This is a genomic window from Streptomyces tuirus, from assembly GCF_014701095.1.
Classification (GTDB): Bacteria; Actinomycetota; Actinomycetes; order Streptomycetales; family Streptomycetaceae; genus Streptomyces; species Streptomyces tuirus.
In genome coordinates, this window is record NZ_AP023439.1 from 1,265,832 (window position 1) to 1,282,571 (window position 16,740).

The 16,740-nt window shown below is 70.3% G+C and carries 10 protein-coding genes and 1 pseudogene; 3 read left to right on the forward strand and 8 right to left on the reverse strand.

Annotation, left to right across the window (positions count from 1 at the left end; all coding sequences use genetic code 11):
- Positions 1 to 223: 223 nt before the first annotated feature.
- Positions 224 to 1,990 carry a proteasome ATPase gene (gene arc / locus IGS69_RS05955; protein WP_030848606.1) on the reverse strand — a complete coding sequence of 589 codons (1,767 nt, stop codon included), beginning with the start codon at positions 1,988 to 1,990 and terminating at the stop codon, positions 224 to 226.
- A gap of 245 nt (positions 1,991 to 2,235) precedes the next feature.
- On the opposite strand from arc, the gene IGS69_RS05960 reads away from it, so the two are divergent.
- Positions 2,236 to 2,541, forward strand: a complete 306-nt coding sequence (locus tag IGS69_RS05960; RefSeq protein WP_190897524.1) for a ferredoxin — start codon at positions 2,236 to 2,238, stop codon at positions 2,539 to 2,541.
- Positions 2,542 to 2,600: 59 nt separating this feature from the next.
- On the opposite strand, the gene IGS69_RS05965 is transcribed toward IGS69_RS05960, so the two are convergent.
- The 3 genes from IGS69_RS05965 to IGS69_RS05975 form a co-directional block, all read right to left on the reverse strand.
- Entirely contained in the window at positions 2,601 to 3,179 is a 579-nt protein-coding gene (locus tag IGS69_RS05965) for a hypothetical protein (protein WP_190897525.1), read from the reverse strand.
- Positions 3,180 to 3,496: 317 nt separating this feature from the next.
- Positions 3,497 to 4,399 (reverse strand): tRNA (adenine-N1)-methyltransferase, encoded by a 903-nt coding sequence (locus IGS69_RS05970; protein ID WP_031108685.1) that lies wholly within the window; start codon positions 4,397 to 4,399, stop codon positions 3,497 to 3,499.
- 55 nt (positions 4,400 to 4,454) lie between these two features.
- Positions 4,455 to 5,891 carry a site-2 protease family protein gene (locus tag IGS69_RS05975; protein WP_408647951.1) on the reverse strand — a complete coding sequence of 479 codons (1,437 nt, stop codon included), beginning with the start codon at positions 5,889 to 5,891 and terminating at the stop codon, positions 4,455 to 4,457.
- 892 nt (positions 5,892 to 6,783) lie between these two features.
- Here IGS69_RS05975 and IGS69_RS05980 point away from each other — a divergent pair.
- Positions 6,784 to 7,849 (forward strand): annotated as a pseudogene (locus IGS69_RS05980) (RecB family exonuclease).
- A 14-nt stretch (positions 7,850 to 7,863) separates the two neighbouring features.
- Complete coding sequence (locus IGS69_RS05985; RefSeq protein ID WP_190897527.1) at positions 7,864 to 8,538, forward strand: response regulator; 675 nt, start codon at positions 7,864 to 7,866, stop codon at positions 8,536 to 8,538.
- A gap of 69 nt (positions 8,539 to 8,607) precedes the next feature.
- Here the strand turns inward: IGS69_RS05985 and IGS69_RS05990 are convergent, their stop codons facing one another.
- The 4 genes from IGS69_RS05990 to metH all read right to left on the reverse strand — a co-directional run bounded on the left by IGS69_RS05990 (position 8,608) and on the right by metH (position 16,673).
- Positions 8,608 to 10,191, reverse strand: coding sequence for an ABC transporter substrate-binding protein (locus tag IGS69_RS05990; protein ID WP_190897528.1), 1,584 nt, complete (start codon positions 10,189 to 10,191; stop codon positions 8,608 to 8,610).
- A 108-nt stretch (positions 10,192 to 10,299) separates the two neighbouring features.
- The gene (locus IGS69_RS05995) at positions 10,300 to 11,904 is read right to left on the reverse strand and encodes an ABC transporter substrate-binding protein (protein ID WP_190897529.1); all 1,605 of its coding nucleotides are present in this window, start codon (positions 11,902 to 11,904) and stop codon (positions 10,300 to 10,302) included.
- A 409-nt stretch (positions 11,905 to 12,313) separates the two neighbouring features.
- Positions 12,314 to 13,015: an HAD family hydrolase gene (locus IGS69_RS06000; RefSeq protein ID WP_190897530.1), complete on the reverse strand. Its 702-nt coding sequence runs from the start codon at positions 13,013 to 13,015 to the stop codon at positions 12,314 to 12,316.
- Between the two features lie 142 nt (positions 13,016 to 13,157).
- The gene (gene metH / locus IGS69_RS06005; RefSeq protein WP_190897531.1) at positions 13,158 to 16,673 is read right to left on the reverse strand and encodes a methionine synthase; all 3,516 of its coding nucleotides are present in this window, start codon (positions 16,671 to 16,673) and stop codon (positions 13,158 to 13,160) included.
- Between the last annotated feature and the right edge of the window lie 67 nt (positions 16,674 to 16,740).

Genomic DNA, 16,740 nt, shown 5'->3' on the forward strand with positions numbered 1-16,740 from the left:
TGCCCGGCGGCACCCTCGGTCGTGGGCGCCACTCAGATACCGCTGGCGCTCGGTTGCGTGTGCGGTGCCCGTCCCCGCACTGCGCGACTCGGCGGTACGGAAGAGCCTAGAACGCCTTTGCGCTGGTGGGGAGATCATTTGCGTCATTGCGTTGCTCCAGCCGTGGCCCGAAAAACAGTCGGCTGCGGGTACCCGCCGAGGGCACCCGCAGCCGCCCTGCCTTTTACAGGTACTGACCGGTGTTCGCCACCGTGTCGATGGAGCGTCCGGTGTCCGCACCCTGCTTTCCAGTGATGAGCGTACGGATGTACACGATCCGTTCGCCCTTCTTTCCGGAGATCCGGGCCCAGTCATCCGGGTTGGTGGTGTTCGGCAGGTCCTCGTTCTCCTTGAACTCGTCCACGCAGGCCTGGAGGAGGTGGGAGACGCGGAGGCCCTTCTGGTTCTTCTCGAGGAAGTCCTTGATCGCCATCTTCTTGGCGCGGCCGACGATGTTCTCGATCATGGCGCCGGAGTTGAAGTCCTTGAAGTAGAGGACTTCCTTGTCACCGTTGGCGTAGGTGACCTCCAGGAAGCGGTTCTCCTCGGACTCGGCGTACATGTGTTCCACCGCGGTCTGGATCATGCTCTGGACCGTGGTGGCCTTGGAGCCGCTGTGCTCGGCGAGGTCGTCGCCGTGCAGCGGGAGGCGCTCCGTGAGGTACTTGCCGAAGATGTCCTTGGCCGCCTCGGCGTCCGGACGCTCGATCTTGATCTTCACATCGAGCCGGCCGGGCCGCAGGATGGCGGGGTCGATCATGTCCTCACGGTTGGAGGCGCCGATCACGACCACGTTCTGCAGGCCCTCCACACCGTCGATCTCGGCGAGCAGCTGCGGGACGATGGTGTTCTCCACGTCCGAGCTGACACCAGAGCCACGGGTGCGGAAGAGGGACTCCATCTCGTCGAAGAAGACGATGACGGGGGTGCCCTCGCTGGCCTTCTCACGGGCCCGCTGGAAGACGAGGCGGATCTGCCGCTCCGTCTCACCGACGTACTTGTTCAGGAGCTCGGGGCCCTTGATGTTGAGGAAGAAGCTCTTGCCGGCCGCCTGGCCGGTCACCTCGGCGACCTTCTTGGCCAGCGAGTTGGCCACGGCCTTGGCGATGAGCGTCTTGCCGCATCCGGGGGGCCCGTACAGCAGGACGCCCTTCGGCGGCCGCAGTTCGTGCTCCTTGAACAGGTCAGGGTAGAGGTAGGGGAGCTCGACGGCGTCCCGGATGGCCTCGATCTGGCCGCCGAGACCACCGATCTGCTCGTAGCCGATGTCGGGGACCTCTTCGAGGACGAGTTCCTCGACCTCGCTCTTCGGAACGATCTCGTAGACGTAGCCCGAGCGGGGTTCGAGCAGCAGGGCGTCACCGGGCCGGATGTTCACGTCCAGCAGTGGCTCGGCGAGCCGTACCACCCGCTCCTCGTCGGTGTGACCGAGCACGAGGGCCCGCTCGCCGTCCTCGAGGATCTCCTTGAGGGTGACGATGTCACCGACGCGCTCGTACTCCATGGCCTCGACCACGTTGAGCGCCTCGTTGAGCATTACTTCCTGGCCGCGCCGGAGCTCCTCGAGCTCGACGCTGGGGCTGACGTTCACCCTGAGCTTGCGGCCGCCGGTGAAGATGTCGGCGGTGCCGTCCTCGTTCGCCGTCAGGAAGACCCCGAAGCCGGCCGGCGGCTGCGCGAGCCGGTCGACTTCCTCCTTGAGGGCCACGATCTGGTCACGGGCCTCACGGAGCGTGTTGGCGAGTCGCTCGTTCTGCGCGGACACGCCGGCCAGATTGGTCTGCAGCTCGACGATCCGCTCTTCGAGAATCCTCGTGTGTCGCGGAGAGTCGGCGAGCTTACGTCGCAGGACGGCGATCTCCTGCTCAAGGTAGGCGATCTGCCCGGCCGGGTCGTCGGACCCGCGTCCCGGGCGGATGCCGCGGTTCATGTCGTCGTCGTGGGCTGCCACGGTCCTCACCTCCTCCAAGGGGAGCTGGACGCTTCCAGACCCTACCTGGGCGGGTGTCGATTGAAACCCCTAGATCACAAAGACGGTCGGGGTGTGTCCGATCTTCACCCTTGCGCTCTCCCTCACGCCAGGGGAATACCCAGCGAACATGAATGGAACCCAGCCGGAGGTAGGGTCGAACTGTTCAACACCCGCCGGAGCTGGCCGGATTCCCGATACGGCTCGGCGGAGAAACGGCAGGAGAGATGAGCGTGCAGCAGGTGGCCGGGACCGACGGCGAGGCGCTGGAGGTCTGGATCGACCAGGACCTGTGTACCGGCGACGGCATCTGCGCCCAGTACGCGCCCGAGGTGTTCGAGCTGGACATCGACGGTCTGGCCTATGTGAAGAGCGCCGACGACGAGTTGCTCCAGGACAAGGGGGCGACAACGCCCGTTCCGCTGCCGCTCCTCACGGACGTGATCGACTCCGCGAAGGAGTGTCCGGGCGACTGCATCCACGTGCGACGGGTTTCGGACAGGACCGAGGTCTACGGACCGGACGCGGAGTGACCACTTCTCTACGTTCCGTTACTACAGTCCGATATCTCACACGCCCCGTCGCGTGCGCCTCACACGCTGCGAGCTCCGGCCGGGGCCGAGCGGACGAACGAGCCGCCGTGCCAACGCCATTTCACGTCGCTCTTCTCGTCGGGGCAGCAACGCGGCACGTCGGCCGACGAGTAGCCGAGGAGCGTGGCCGTGACGGCGCCGTCGCGCACGGCGAAGTCGCTGACGGTGGTGCCGTCCTTGGGGTCGAGCAGGGTGGCCACGACGCGGGGCTTGCCGCCGTCGGTGTCGCGCGTCAGCACGTACACGCCGTCCGGCGGGGTGCCCATCGGCGAGTCGCAGTGGACGACGGCCACCGTCTCGGGTCTGCCGTCGCCGTCGAGGTCGCCGGAAGCCCGCTTCTGCACCACGGCCTTCACCGGACCGCACTCGATCGGGAACGTCACCGCGGCCGGGTCGGGCGGGGTCATGTGCACTGGAGCGCTCTTGGTCTCGGGAGCGTCCGGCTGGGCCGCCGTGGCCGCGCCGGGCTGCAGGAGCGAGGAGAAGGCGACGACGCCCGCGACGGCGGTCGCGGTGGCGAGCCAGTGGATGGGACGGGTGTGGGTGTGGGCGAGCTCCGGGACGGCGGAAGACTGCACTAGGAGGGTCTCCTGAGGCGGTGCCGGTGGGGTGGCCAGCATGGTGCCACACGTCACACCGCGAGGGAACGGCGGGGTGTGCATGTTCTGCGCCGGGGAAGTCTGACGGGTTGCGGTTTCTGCCGCTGTGTCAGCGGGCCTGCGGGCCCGGCTCCCGCTGACGGCCCCCGTGGGCCGTCGCGGCCCGCGGGGCAGGTCAACGGCGTCGGGTGAGGGTTCACCCGGGGCGGCAACGGAAAGGCGCCGTGGCGGAGTTCCGGTACGGATCCGGGAACTCCGGCACGGCGCCGGTGCGTTGGACGCGGTGACGGGCCGCCTCAGCGGCCGGCGCCGCCGTCGGCGTTGGGGCCCGCGTAGTCCTCGCCGTAGGCGCCCTTGGCGGGGCGGCGGCGGCGCATGGGCGGCTCGACGCCGTCCGCGAGGCGGCGCGCGGTGAGCAGGAAGCCGGTGTGGCCGATCATCCGGTGGTCCGGGCGGACGGCCAGGCCCTCGATGTGCCAGTTGCGGATCATCGACTCCCAGGCGCTCGGCTCGTTGAAGCAGCCGATCTCCCGGATGGACTCGACGGTCCGGGCGAGCTGGGTGGTGGTCGCCACGTAGCAACAGAGGATGCCGCCGGGCACCAGCGCCTTGGAGACGGCCTCCAGGCACTCCCAGGGAGCCAGCATGTCGAGGATGACGCGATCGACGTCGGCGTCGGACAGGTTGTCCTGGAGGTCGCCGACGGTGAGCTGCCAGGCGGGGTGCGGGCCGCCGAAGTAGCGCTCGACGTTCGCCTGGGCGATCTCGGCGAAGTCGGCACGGCGCTCGTAGCTGTGCAGCATGCCCTGGTCGCCGATGGCCCGCAGCAGGAAGCTGCTGAGCGAGCCGGAGCCGACGCCCGCTTCCACGACGCGCGCGCCGGGGAAGATGTCGGCGAAGGCCAGGATCTGCCCCGCGTCCTTGGGGTAGACCACGGCGGCGCCGCGGGGCATGGACAGGACGTAGTCGGGGAGCAGGGGGCGCAGCGCGAGGTAGGCGACGTTCCCCGTGGTGCGGACAACGCTGCCCTCGGGAGCGCCGATCAGCTCGTCGTGGGGGAAGGAACCCTTGTGGGTGTGGAAGTTCTTCCCGGCCTCGAGCGTGAACGTGTAGTGGCGGCCCTTGGGGTCGGTCAGCTGAACCTGGTCCCCGACCTTGAAGGGCCCGCGCCTGCGGGCGGCACCGGTCGGTTCGGACATGTGACCAGCCTACCGGCCCCGGAGAGGGCCACCGACCACCAGGACGGCCTCGCCGTCAGGACGGTCGCGCCATCGCCTTCACGAAGGCGCGCTCCACGTCGGCCGCCGACAGGACGCCGTAGATCTCGCCGGTCTCCTCCACCACCAGGTACTCGGTGGCCGGGGTGGCGCGCAGGGCGTCCAGGAGTTCCTCACCGGACAGCTCCGCCGAGACCCGCATGCCGTCGGTGAGGTCCTGGGCGAGGCCGCTGACGGCGACCCAGGGGCGGCGGTGCTCGGGCACGCCGACGATGGCGGCCTCGCGGACGAGGGAGAGGGGCTTGCCGTCGGCGTCGACGACGACCAGGGCGCGGGCGCCGGCGGCGTTGGCGCGGCGCAGCGCCTCGGAGAGCGGGGTGTCCGACTCGACGGGGACGGCGCGGCGGGTGAGTGCGCGGGCGCGCAGTTCGGGGAGGTGCTCGCGCAGTCGGGCCATGCGCAGGCTGTTGCCGGCGCCGGTCCAGATGATCGCGGCGAGGATGGCGGCGAGCAGGGCGTCGAGGACGGTGTCCATGCCCACGTTGTCGACGGCGTCGGTGCCGAGGGCGCCGGACTGGGTCAGCAGGGGCAGTCCGATGAGCACGGACACGGCGAGGGCGCGGCCGACCCAGGCGGCGGCGACGGTGCCCTTCATGGGCTTGCCGGTGATCTTCCAGACGACGGCGCGGAGCATGCGGCCGCCGTCGAGGGGCAGGCCGGGCAGCAGGTTGAACGCGGCCACGATGAGGTTGGAGATCATCAGGCCGGCGAGCAGGACGCCCGGGACGGTGCCGGGTTCCACGGTCTGCACGGCGGCGTAGAAGACGCCGGCGAGGACGAGGGAGAGCAGGGGCCCGACGAAGGCCAGCACGAACTCCCGGCCGGGGGTCTCGGCCTCCTTCTCGATCTCGGAGACGCCGCCGAAGAACTGGAGCTGGATGCGGCGGACCGGGAGCTTGAAGCGGAGGGCGGCGACGGTGTGCGCCAGTTCGTGGACGAGCACGGAGGCGTAGAAGGCGACCGCGAAGAAGAGGGAGACCAGGTAGCGGGCGGCGCCGAGCTCGGGCAGCACGCGCTCCAGCTGGCCGCCGAACACCCAGGTGATCAGCGCGGCGACGAGGAACCAGCTCGGCGCGACGTACACCGGCACGCCGAAGGGCCGGCCCATGAGCAGCCCGCCCCGGGGCTCCGGCCGCTGAGGGGCTGGGCCCTTGCCGTCGCCGGAGTGGGCGAGGTGACGGTCGCCGCGGGCGGGGGCGGACGGGGCGGGGTGGTGGTCGGGGTGGCCGGTGCCCGGGGCGGGGGCGGAGGGCTGCGGACCGTTCCGGTCACCGGAGCGGCCGGTGCCCGGGGCGGGGGCGGAGGGCTGCTGCGGACCGGTCCGGTCTCCGGAGCCGGGGGTCGGGGTGTGCGCCTTGTGCAGGCGGTCCCCCTCGGGCCGACCGGGGGCGGGAGGGGTGTGCGCCTTGTGCAGGCGGTCCCCCTCGGGCCGACCGGGGGCGGGCGCCGAGTGCGGGCCGCTGGCGTAGGCCCGGTCGGGGTGCTTGTCGCCCACCGGCGTATCACCCTCGCGGGGCGCGCCGGGGGCGGGCGCCGCCTGCGGTGCGTCGGTGGCGGCGCCGGTCGGTGGCGGGTGGGGGGCGTCGGCGTCAGGGCGGGCCGGTGCCGGGTGCCGGTCGTCGGCATGGGCGCGGTCGGGGTGCGTGGCCGTCTCCGGTGCGTCGCCGCCGTTGTGTGCGCCGGGGGCGGGTGCCGCCTGCGGTGCGTCGGCGTCGCCGTCGCGCGCGCCTGGGGCGGGGGCCGCCTGCGGTACGTCGGTCGGTGGCGGGTGGGGTGCGTCGGCGTCGGGGTGGGTCGGTGCCGGGTTCTCGGTGGCGGTGCGGTGGGGGTCGCCCTCCGGCGGGCCGCTCGCGTCAGGCTCGGTGGGGGCGGATGCGTCACCCCGGGTCGGGCGGGCCGCGCTCGCAGCGTCCGGAGAGGTCGTCGGCGGGTCGGCTGGCGTGGCCGGGCCGTTCGGCTCCGGTGCCGGGGAGGGTTGTTCAGGGGTGAAAGGGCGCTCGTCCGTGGGCTGTTCGTCGGCGGGGGTCGGCTCGGCGGCCCGGGCCGCAGGCCCCGCGTGGCGCTCGGCCGACTCGTCGTTGCCGGACCGCGGCCGCCCGCGCCCGCCGCTCTCGTCCACCGGTGTCCCCTCGATCGAAGCGTCTCCCGCGCCTGCCGGACGGGAGGTCTCGAGTCGATGGTATGCGTCCGTCGCGGTGCGTTCCGCCCCGGCACCCCTGTGTTTCCCGTACGTCGACCTCCTCTCCCGGCTTCCCCCACGGAACACGGCTGGGTCACTGTCAGTGGCGGGCCGTAGGGTCTGGGACATGGAGACGAGCACCGAGGGCGCCCCGCGGCCCGACAGCAGCCGGTCAGCGGCGGAGGAACCGCCGGTCCCGGCCGGGTCCGCGGAGACGGCAGTGGAGACGGCGGCGGACGCGCAGACCGTGGCGGAGGCGGCGGCCGAGACCGCCGCGGTGAGCGACCTCGTGACCGGGTCCACCGCCATAGCGCCCGCCTCGCTGTCCCCCTCGCGTGCGAGTGACTTCATGCAGTGCCCGCTGCTCTACCGCTTCCGGGTCATCGACCGGCTGCCGGAGAAGCCGAGCGAGGCGGCGACCAGGGGAACGCTGGTGCACGCGGTCCTGGAGCGCCTCTTCGACGCCCCGGCCGCCGAGCGCACGCCGCCCCGGGCGAAGTCGCTGATCCCCGGCCAGTGGGACCGGCTGCGCGAGACGCGGCCGGAGGTCGTGGAGCTGTTCGCCGACGATCCGCAGGGCGAGCGGCTGGCGCGCTGGCTGGGCGAGGCCGAGCAGCTCGTCGAGCGCTGGTTCACCCTGGAGGACCCCAGCCGTCTGGAGCCGGCCGAGCGCGAGCTGTTCGTCGAGACGGAGCTGGAGTCCGGGCTGCGGCTGCGCGGCATCATCGACCGGGTCGACGTGGCTCCCACGGGCGAGGTCCGGATCGTCGACTACAAGACGGGCAAGGCGCCCCGGCCCGAGTACTCCGAGGGCGCCCTGTTCCAGATGAAGTTCTACGCCCTGGTGGTGTGGCGGCTGAAGAACGTGATCCCCCGGCGCCTTCAGCTGGTCTACCTCGGCAGCGGCCAGGTGCTGACCTACGACCCGGTCCTCGCCGACCTGGAGCGGGTCGAGCGCAAGCTGCTGGCGCTGTGGGAGGCGATCCGGCTGGCCACCGAGACGGGCGACTGGCGGCCGCGCCCCACGAAGCTGTGCGGCTGGTGCGACCACCAGGCCCACTGCCCGGAGTTCGGCGGCACTCCCCCGCCCTATCCGCTGCCGGTGCGCGCGGCGGAGCTGCCGGTGCGGCCGGCGCCGGGTCAGGGCGGCTGAGTCGGGCGGGCCCGCGCAGGGCAGAATGGGGCCGGACTAGCGAAGGAGACTTACGTGGCCATCCGCGTCCTACTGGTCGACGACCAGCCGCTGCTCCGAACCGGCTTCCGGATGATCCTGGAGGCCGAGCAGGACATCGCGGTCGTCGGGGAGGCCGGTGACGGACTGCAGGCACTCGACCAGGTGCGTGCGCTTCAGCCCGATGTGGTTCTGATGGACATCCGCATGCCGCGGATGGACGGTGTGGAGGCGACCCGGCAGATCACCGGTCCCGGGCGGGACGGCCCGGCGAAGGTGCTGGTGCTGACCACCTTCGACCTCGACGAGTACGTGGTGGAGGCGCTGCGCGCCGGTGCCAGCGGCTTCCTGCTGAAGGACGCCCCGGCCAACGAACTGGTGCAGGCGATCCGGGTCGTGGCCTCGGGCGAGGCGATGCTCGCGCCGAGCATCACGCGCCGGCTGCTCGACAAGTACGCCACGCATCTGCCCTCCGGTGAGGAACCGGTGCCGGACACGCTGCACACCCTCACCGACCGCGAGGTGGAGGTGCTGAAGCTGGTGGCGCGCGGGCTGTCCAACGCGGAGATCGCCGCCGACCTGTTCGTCAGCGAGACCACCGTCAAGACGCACGTCGGGCATGTGCTGACCAAGCTGGGCCTGCGCGACCGCGTCCAGGCGGCGGTGTACGCGTACGAGAGCGGGCTGGTGCGCCCCGGCGCAGCCCAGTAGCGAGCCGCGAGCCGACATGAGAGAGGGCGCCCCCGCCGAGCGGGAGGCGCCCTTCTTCACATCGGTGCGTCAGGCGTCCTTGCTGAGCTCCCAGAAGCGGAAGACCGTCGACGCGTCGAGGCAGTACTCCAGGCCGTAGACCCCCTCGCGGACGACCGCGTACTGCTTGGCCTGCCACACCGGCAGGACGGGGAGTTCGTCGGCGACGATGTCCTGCAGCTCCCCGAACTCCTTGTCCGTGGCGGCCCGGTTGGTCAGGGCGGCGGTGCGCGGGATGAGCGAACCGGTGATCGTGTCGTTGTCGTAGTTGTTGTTCAGCACGTTGCCCTTGCCGAAGAAGGGGGCCGTGAAGTTGTCGGCGTCCGGGTAGTCCGGCACCCAGCCCTTCACGTAGACGCCGTACTTGCCGGCGGCGATGTCCTTCTCGTACTGGTCGAAGGCGACGGACTTGACGTCGGCGGCGAACAGGCCGCTGGCGTTGAGCTGGTCCGCGATGGCGTTCAGCTCCTGGTCGGTGGCGGGGCCGTAGCGGGACGGGGTCGACCAGAGGGTCAGCTTGACCTTGCCGGTGATGCCGTCCTTGCGCAGCGCGGCCCGGGCCTTCGCCTTGGACGGGCGGGCGCCGTAGGTGTCGAAGAAGGCCGTGTTGTGGCCGGCGATACCGGCCGGGATGATCGAGTACAGCGGGGTGGCGGTGCCCTGGTAGACGTCCTTAATGAGGGCTTCGCGGTCGAGCAGGTGGGCGATGGCCTTGCGGACGCCGAGCTTGCCGGCGACCGGGTCGTCCATGTTGAACACCAGGTGCTGGACCTCGGCGCTGCTGCCCTCGACGACCTCGACGCCGGTGCCGTCGTCGGCCTTCTCGGTGTCGGCGATGTCGCCCGCGGTGAGACCGCGGTAGGCGATGTCGACGTCCCCGTTCTGGATGGCCTGCTTCAGGGCCGTCTGGTCGCCGTCGAAGAACTTGAGCGTCACGCCGGTGTTGTTCACCTTGGCGGTGCCCTTGTAGTTCTCGTTGACGGAGAAGACCGCCTGGTCGTCGTCGAACGACTCGAGCTGGTAGGGGCCGGAGCCGACCGCCTCGCCGTCCTTGCGGAGCCCGTCCGCGTCGTACTGGCCGTGGTCGACGATGGAGCCGGCGCCGGAGGCTATCTTGCTCGGGAAGGTGGCGTCGGCCGTGTTGAGGCGGAAGACGACCGTCTTGTCGTCCGGCGTCTCGACCTCGTCCAGCATGGGGAACATGATCGCGGGCCCGTCGGGGTCGTTGATCTTCAGCATGCGGTCGAAGGAGAACTTGACGTCCTCGGAGGTGAGTTCGTCACCGTTGCTGAACTTGAGGCCGTCCTTGAGCGTGCACTTGTAGACCGTGGTCTGCGTGTCGGTGAACGCGCAGCTCTCGGCGGCCTCCGGCTGCGGTTCCGTGGCGCCCTTGGGGAAGCTCAGCAGGGACTGGAAGACGTTGTTGAACAACAGCCAGGAGCCGGGGTCGTAGCCGGAGGCCGGGTCCGTGGCCAGGACGTCGTCGGACATCCCCACCACCACGTTGGAGCCGTCCCCCGCGGAGTCTCCGCTCTCCGTGCCACAGCCGGTCAGCAGTCCGGAGGCGAGGCCCGCCACGATGGGCAGGACCGGCCACTGGTTGCGAATCTTCACGTGTGTGCCTTGTCGTCGGTTCTCGAGAACTCCCGGAGCATGTCCCTGGCTCCGGGGCACGGCTCCCCGGGGGACGCGGTCACAGGCCCCGGGGATCCAGCGGGTACGTCAGCCGCTCACGCCCCGCCCGAGCTCCCACAGCTGGAGCGTCGAGGCGGAGTTGAGCGCGTAGGCGGTACCCGTGACGTCGTCGCGAGCGGCGACGTACTGCTTGCCCTGCCACAGCGGCAGCACCGGCACGTCGCCGGCGACGATGTCCTGAATGTCCGTCAGGCTGGAGGAGGCGGACAGCCGGTCCGCCTCACGACGGGATTCCGGGATCAGGGTGTTGCGGATCCGGCTGTTGTCGTACGGCGAGCCGAGGGTGTTGTCCGCGTCGAGGAACGGCGCGAGGAAGTTGTCGGCGTCCGGGAAGTCCGGGAACCAGCCCATGCCGTAGACGTCGTACTCGCCCTTCTTCTCGGCCGGGCGGAACGTGTCCCAGGGGGTGCCCTTGATGCCGACGTCGAACAGGCCGCTGGAGTTCAGCTGCTCGCGCAGGACCTCGAACTCCTTCTTGGTGGCCGGACCGTAGTGGTCGGTGGTGTAGTGCAGCGTCAGCTTCACCGGCGTGGTGATGTTCGCCTGGCTCAGCAGGGAACGGGCCTTGGTGACGCTCGGCTCGCCGTACTTGTTGAAGAACGAGTTGGAGTGGCCGGTGACGCTGGCCGGGACCAGCGAGTACAGCGGCTCGGCCTGGGAGCCGTAGACCTTGGAGATCAGTTCGCTGCGGTTGACGATCTGGGCCATGGCCTGGCGCACGGCCTTGGACTTCACCGTCGGGGCGTCGGTGTTGAAGCCCAGGTAGCGGATCTCGAGGCCGGGCATCTCGACGAGGTCGACGTCGGTGTCCGCGTCGCCCGAGAGCTTGCGGATCTGATCCGGCGACATGGCCCGGGTCATCAGGTCGATGTCGCCCTTCTCCAGCGCCTCGCCCATGGCGTCGGCGTCCTTGAAGGAGACCATGTCGACCTTGTCGTTGTTCACCTTGAGGGTCCCCTTGTAGTCGGGGTTCTTGGTGAACTCGGCCTTGACCAGCTCGCCGTTCTCGACGTCGGCCTTGAGGGAGTACGGGCCGGAGCCCTCCAGGTCGAAGCCGTCGCGCAGCCTGTTCTTCGGGTACTCGTCGGGGTCCACGATGCCGGCGACCGGGGTCGACAGCTTGTACGGGAACGTCGCGTCGGCGGTCTTCAGATGGAAGATGACCTCGCGGTCGCCCTGGGTCTCGACGGTGTCGATGGTGGACAGCAGCGCGAACACGCCGCTGTCGGCCTTGAGGGACCGGGCGCGGTCGATGGAGTACTTCACGTCGGCCGCCGTGACAGCGTTGCCACCCGCGAACGTCAGGCCGTCGCGCAGGGTGCAGGCGTAGCGCTCGTTGCCGGTGTCGGTGAAGCCGCACCGCTCGGCGGCCTCCGGTACGGGCTCACCCTCGCCGCGCGGCTGGATCATCAGGGTCTGCACGGTCTGGCGCAGGATGTTCCAGGTGCCGACGTCGTAGGCGTAGGCGGGGTCGAGGGGCGCGGGGGCGTCCTTCGAGGCGCTGAACCGGTCCGTGGTGCCGACGACGATCGCACCGCTGTCGCCGCTCCCGCCGTCGGACCCGCCGCAGGCGGCGAGCACCGGCGCGAGCAGGCCGATCACGGCCGGCAGCACCAAAGTCTTGCGGTTCATGCTCGAGTTTCTCCAGAGCTGTCGACTCCGTGTACCCGGCATGCAGGGGTGGCGCAGCGGATCACGGGGGTGGGGCGATGTTCTCGCGACGAGATTAGTCGGGGCCGGCAGGAGGGTTCACAGCCACCGGAGTTGAGCACCCATCACGCAGCGGAACCGGGCGTGGACAGACCGAAGGCCCGACAGCGGAAGCTTTGGTACAGCATTCCATCAATCGGGACACAAGGGCACGCCCACGGCCCTCTGGAGGGGGTGTGCAGCACACGCCGGATCCGCTGTCGACCCCGGACCGCGTGGGGAACGTCACACGCGTAAACGGGTTCGAAGGTACGGGAATTCGATCGTCCGTCGGGGTTCGAATTCGCTTTGGAAATTGCCGCCCTAACACCGCTGCACGCTGGGTGAACGCCTAGCGCATTTCCGTCATCAACCCGTGCAGAAATGTCAGGTCGACCTCTTCGAGGGAGGTCACGACCGTGCGGCGCAGGGCCGGGGCGATGGGGGCCACGGAGGGCACGGCTACGACCTGGCAGCCGGCGGCCTCGGCGGCGGCGACCCCCGTCGCGGTGTCCTCGATGACGGCGCACCGGGCCGGGTCCACGCCGAGCCCGGAGGCGGCGGCCAGATACGGGTCGGGGTGCGGCTTGGTGCGCGGCACCTCGTCGCCGGCCACCGTGAGGCTGAAGTGGTGGGCGCCGAGCGAGGTCAGCACCCGGTCGATGATGCGCCGGTGGGAGGCGGAGACGAGGGCGGTGGGGATCTCGTACTCGTACAGCTCGGCGAGCAGCCGTCCGGCGCCCGGCATCAGCGGCAGGGCGAGGCCGATGCGGGCCTCGAAGCCGTTGTTCAGGAGCACGGTGAGCTCTTCGAGGGGGATGTCGGCGCCGGTGGCCTCGATGAGGAAGCCCGCGCTGCGGGTCATGGGGCCGCCGACCACGACGTGCCGCCAGGACTCGTCGAGCGTGTGGCCGAGGGAGGCGAAGACCTCAACCTCGACGTCCCACCAGAAGCCCTCGGTGTCCACCAGCGTGCCGTCCATGTCGAGGAGCACGGCTTGCAGGGCCGACCCTTCGGCGGTGCGGGTTCCTGGCGCGGGGACCGTACTGGTCATCCACGTACCTCCTTGAGGGACGTTCAGGCCGGCTCCCACGAGGGGAACCGGCCTGCGGTGGACCGACCAGTCTACGTCGTGCGCGGCCGAAGCGCCTCTTTTGGCCCGTGTGCCCCGTGGAAGGGTCAACGAGCGGTGAGGCTCAGCGGGCGTTGAAGTACTTCGCCTCCGGGTGGTGGATCACGATGGCGTCCGTGGACTGCTCGGGGTGCAGCTGGAACTCCTCGGACAGCTCGACGCCGATGCGCCCCGGCTCGAGCAGGTCGGCGATCTTGGCCCGGTCCTCCAGGTTGGGGCAGGCGCCGTAGCCGAGGGAGAAGCGGGCGCCCCGGTACTTCAGCTCGAACATGCCCTGCATCTCGTCGGGGTCCTCGCCGGCGAAGCCGAGTTCGGAGCGCACGCGTGCGTGCCAGTACTCGGCGAGCGCCTCGGCCAGCTGCACGGACAGGCCGTGCAGTTCGAGGTAGTCGCGGTAGGCGTTGGCCTCGAAGAGCCGCGCGGTCTCCTCGCCGATGCGCGAGCCGACGGTGACGACCTGGAGGCCGACCACATCGGTCTCGCCGGACTCCTCCGGGCGGAAGAAGTCGGCCAGGCACAGGCGGCGGCCGCGGCGCTGGCGGGGGAAGGTGAAGCGGGTGCGCTCGTTGCCCTGCTCGTCCAGGATGATCAGGTCGTCGTCCTTGGAGACGCACGGGAAGTAGCCGTAGACCACGGCCGCCTCCAGCATGTTCTCCGTCTGGAGCCGGTCCAGCAGGCCGCGCAGCCGGGGCCGGCCCTCGCTCTCGACGAGTTCCTCGTAGGACGGGCCCTCGCCGGTGCGGGCCTGCTTCAGACCCCACTGGCCCTTGAACAGGGCGCCCTCGTCGAGCCAGCTGGCGTACTCCTTGAGCTGGATGCCCTTGATGACGCGGGTGCCGCGGAAGGGCGGCTCGGGGACGGGGTTGTCGGTGGCGACGTCGGAGCGCACGTGCCCCTCCTCGGGGCGCTCCTCCGTTGCGGCCGGGGCCGCGGCCCTGACCCGGCGCTGCTTGAGCTCGGGCAGCTTCGCGCCGGGCACACCGCGCTTGACGCCGATGAGGGCGTCCATCAGGCGCAGGCCCTCGAAGGCGTCGCGGGCGTAGCGGACCTCGCCCTCGTAGATCTCGTGCAGGTCCTGCTCGACGTAGGCGCGGGTGAGGGCGGCGCCGCCGAGGATGACCGGGTAGCCGGAGGCCAGGCCGCGCTGGTTGAGCTCCTCCAGGTTCTCCTTCATGATCACCGTGGACTTCACCAGCAGTCCGGACATGCCGATGACGTCGGCCTTGTGCTCCTCGGCGGCTTCCAGGATCGCGGAGACCGGCTGCTTGATGCCGAGGTTGACGACGTTGTAGCCGTTGTTGGACAGGATGATGTCGACGAGGTTCTTGCCGATGTCGTGCACGTCGCCGCGCACGGTGGCGAGGACGATGGTGCCCTTGCCGGCCTCGTCGGTCTTCTCCATGTGGGGTTCGAGGTGGGCCACGGCCGTCTTCATGACCTCGGCGGACTGCAGGACGAACGGCAGCTGCATCTGGCCGGAGCCGAACAGCTCGCCGACGACCTTCATGCCGTCCAGCAGGGTCTCGTTGACGATGTCGAGCGCGGACCGCTCCTGGAGTGCCACGTCGAGGTCCGCCTCGAGCCCGTTCTTCTCGCCGTCGATGATGCGCCGCTTGAGGCGCTCGTCCAGCGGCAGAGCGGCCAGTTCCTCGGCCTTGCCGGCCTTGAGGGACTTGGCGGTGGCGCCCTCGAACAGCTCCATGAGCTTCTGCAGCGGGTCGTAGCCCTCGGCGCGGCGGTCGTGGATGAGGTCCAGGGCGGTCTGGACCTCCTCCTCGCTGAAGCGGGCGATGGGCAGGATCTTCGAGGCGTGCACGATCGCCGAGTCCAGGCCCGCCTTGACGCACTCGTCGAGGAAGACGGAGTTCAGCAGAATGCGGGCGGCGGGGTTCAGGCCGAAGGAGATGTTGGACAGGCCGAGCGTGGTCTGCACCTTCGGGTGGCGCCGCTTGAGCTCGCGGATGCCCTCGATGGTGGCGATGCCGTCCTTGCGGGACTCCTCCTGGCCGGTGCAGATGGTGAAGGTCAGACAGTCGACGAGGATGTCCTCCTCGTGGATGCCCCAGTTGCCGGTCAGGTCCTCGATGAGCCGTTCGGCGATCTCGACCTTCTTCTCGGCGGTGCGGGCCTGGCCCTCCTCGTCGATGGTGAGCGCGATGAGGGCGGCGCCGTGCTCCGCGGCGAGGGCCGTGACCTTGGCGAAGCGGGACTCGGGGCCGTCGCCGTCCTCGTAGTTCACCGAGTTGATCACCGCGCGGCCGCCGAGCTTCTCCAGGCCGGCGCGGATGACGTCGACCTCGGTGGAGTCCAGCACGATGGGCAGGGTGGAGGCGGTGGCGAAGCGGCCGGCCAGCTCCTCCATGTCGGCGACGCCGTCGCGGCCGACGTAGTCCACGCACAGGTCGAGCATGTGCGCGCCCTCGCGGATCTGGTCCCGGGCCATCTCCACGCAGTCGTCCCAGCGGCCGTCCAGCATGGCCTCGCGGAACTTCTTCGAGCCGTTGGCGTTGGTGCGCTCGCCGATGGCCAGGTAGGAGGTGTCCTGCCGGAAGGGCACCGACTGGTACAGGGAGGCGGCGCCGGGCTCGGGCTGCGGGGCGCGCTCGGTCGGGGCGGTCTCCCGGACGCGCTCGACCAGCTGCCGCAGGTGCTCCGGGGTGGTGCCGCAGCAGCCGCCGACGAGGGAGAGGCCGTAGTCGCGGACGAAGGTGCCCTGCGCCTCGGCCAGCTCGGGCGCGGTCAGCGGGTAGTGGGCGCCGTCCTTGGTCAGCACCGGCAGGCCCGCGTTGGGCATGCAGGACAGCGGGATGCGTGAGTGCCGGGACAGAAAGCGCAGGTGCTCGCTCATCTCGGCCGGGCCGGTGGCGCAGTTCAGGCCGATCATGTCGATGCCGAGCGGTTCCAGCGCGGTCAGGGCCGCGCCGATCTCGGAGCCGAGCAGCATGGTCCCGGTCGTCTCGACGGTGACGGAGACGATCAGCGGTACGGACTGGCCGGTGGCCTCCATGGCACGGCGGGCGGCGATGACGGAGGCCTTGGTCTGGAGCAGGTCCTGGGTGGTCTCCACCAGCAGCGCGTCGGCGCCGCCGGCGAGCAGGCCCTCGGCGTTCTGCTGGTAGGCGTCCCGGATGGCGCCGAAGGTGGTGTGGCCGAGGGTGGGCAGCTTGGTGCCGGGTCCCATCGAGCCGAGCACCCAGCGCTGCTGTCCGGTGCTGCGGGTGAACTCGTCGGCCACCTCGCGCGCGATCCGGGCACCGGCCTCGGACAGTTCGGTGACGCGGTCGGGGATGTCGTACTCACCGAGGGCGGTGAGGTTGGCGCCGAAGGTGTTGGTCTCCACGCAGTCCACACCGACGTCGAAGTACGCGGAGTGGACCGAACGGACGATGTCCGGGCGCGTCAGGTTGAGGATCTCGTTGCAGCCCTCGAGATTCTCGAAGTCGTCGAGCGTGGGGTCCTGCGCCTGGAGCATGGTGCCCATCGCTCCGTCGGCCACGACCACACGGGTGGCCAGGGCTTCTCGGAGTGCGGACACACGGGCCCGGCTGTCGGTGGAAGGGGTCGGCGGCAACGCGGCCATGAAGGGGCTCCCTCTGATGCGACGGCTGTCGGCTTTGCGGCTTCCCGGAGGGCATCCGGGATGGGCG

Bases quoted from the DNA above. Each gene is read 5' to 3' on its own strand.
- IGS69_RS05960 (WP_190897524.1), top strand. From the start codon at position 2,236: ATGAGCGTGCAGCAGGTGGCCGGGACCGACGGCGAGGCGCTGGAGGTC.
- IGS69_RS05970 (WP_031108685.1), bottom strand. From the start codon at position 4,399: ATGTCCGAACCGACCGGTGCCGCCCGCAGGCGCGGGCCCTTCAAGGTC.
- IGS69_RS05995 (WP_190897529.1), bottom strand. From the start codon at position 11,904: ATGAACCGCAAGACTTTGGTGCTGCCGGCCGTGATCGGCCTGCTCGCG.
- IGS69_RS06000 (WP_190897530.1), bottom strand. From the start codon at position 13,015: ATGACCAGTACGGTCCCCGCGCCAGGAACCCGCACCGCCGAAGGGTCG.
- metH (WP_190897531.1), bottom strand. From the start codon at position 16,673: ATGGCCGCGTTGCCGCCGACCCCTTCCACCGACAGCCGGGCCCGTGTG.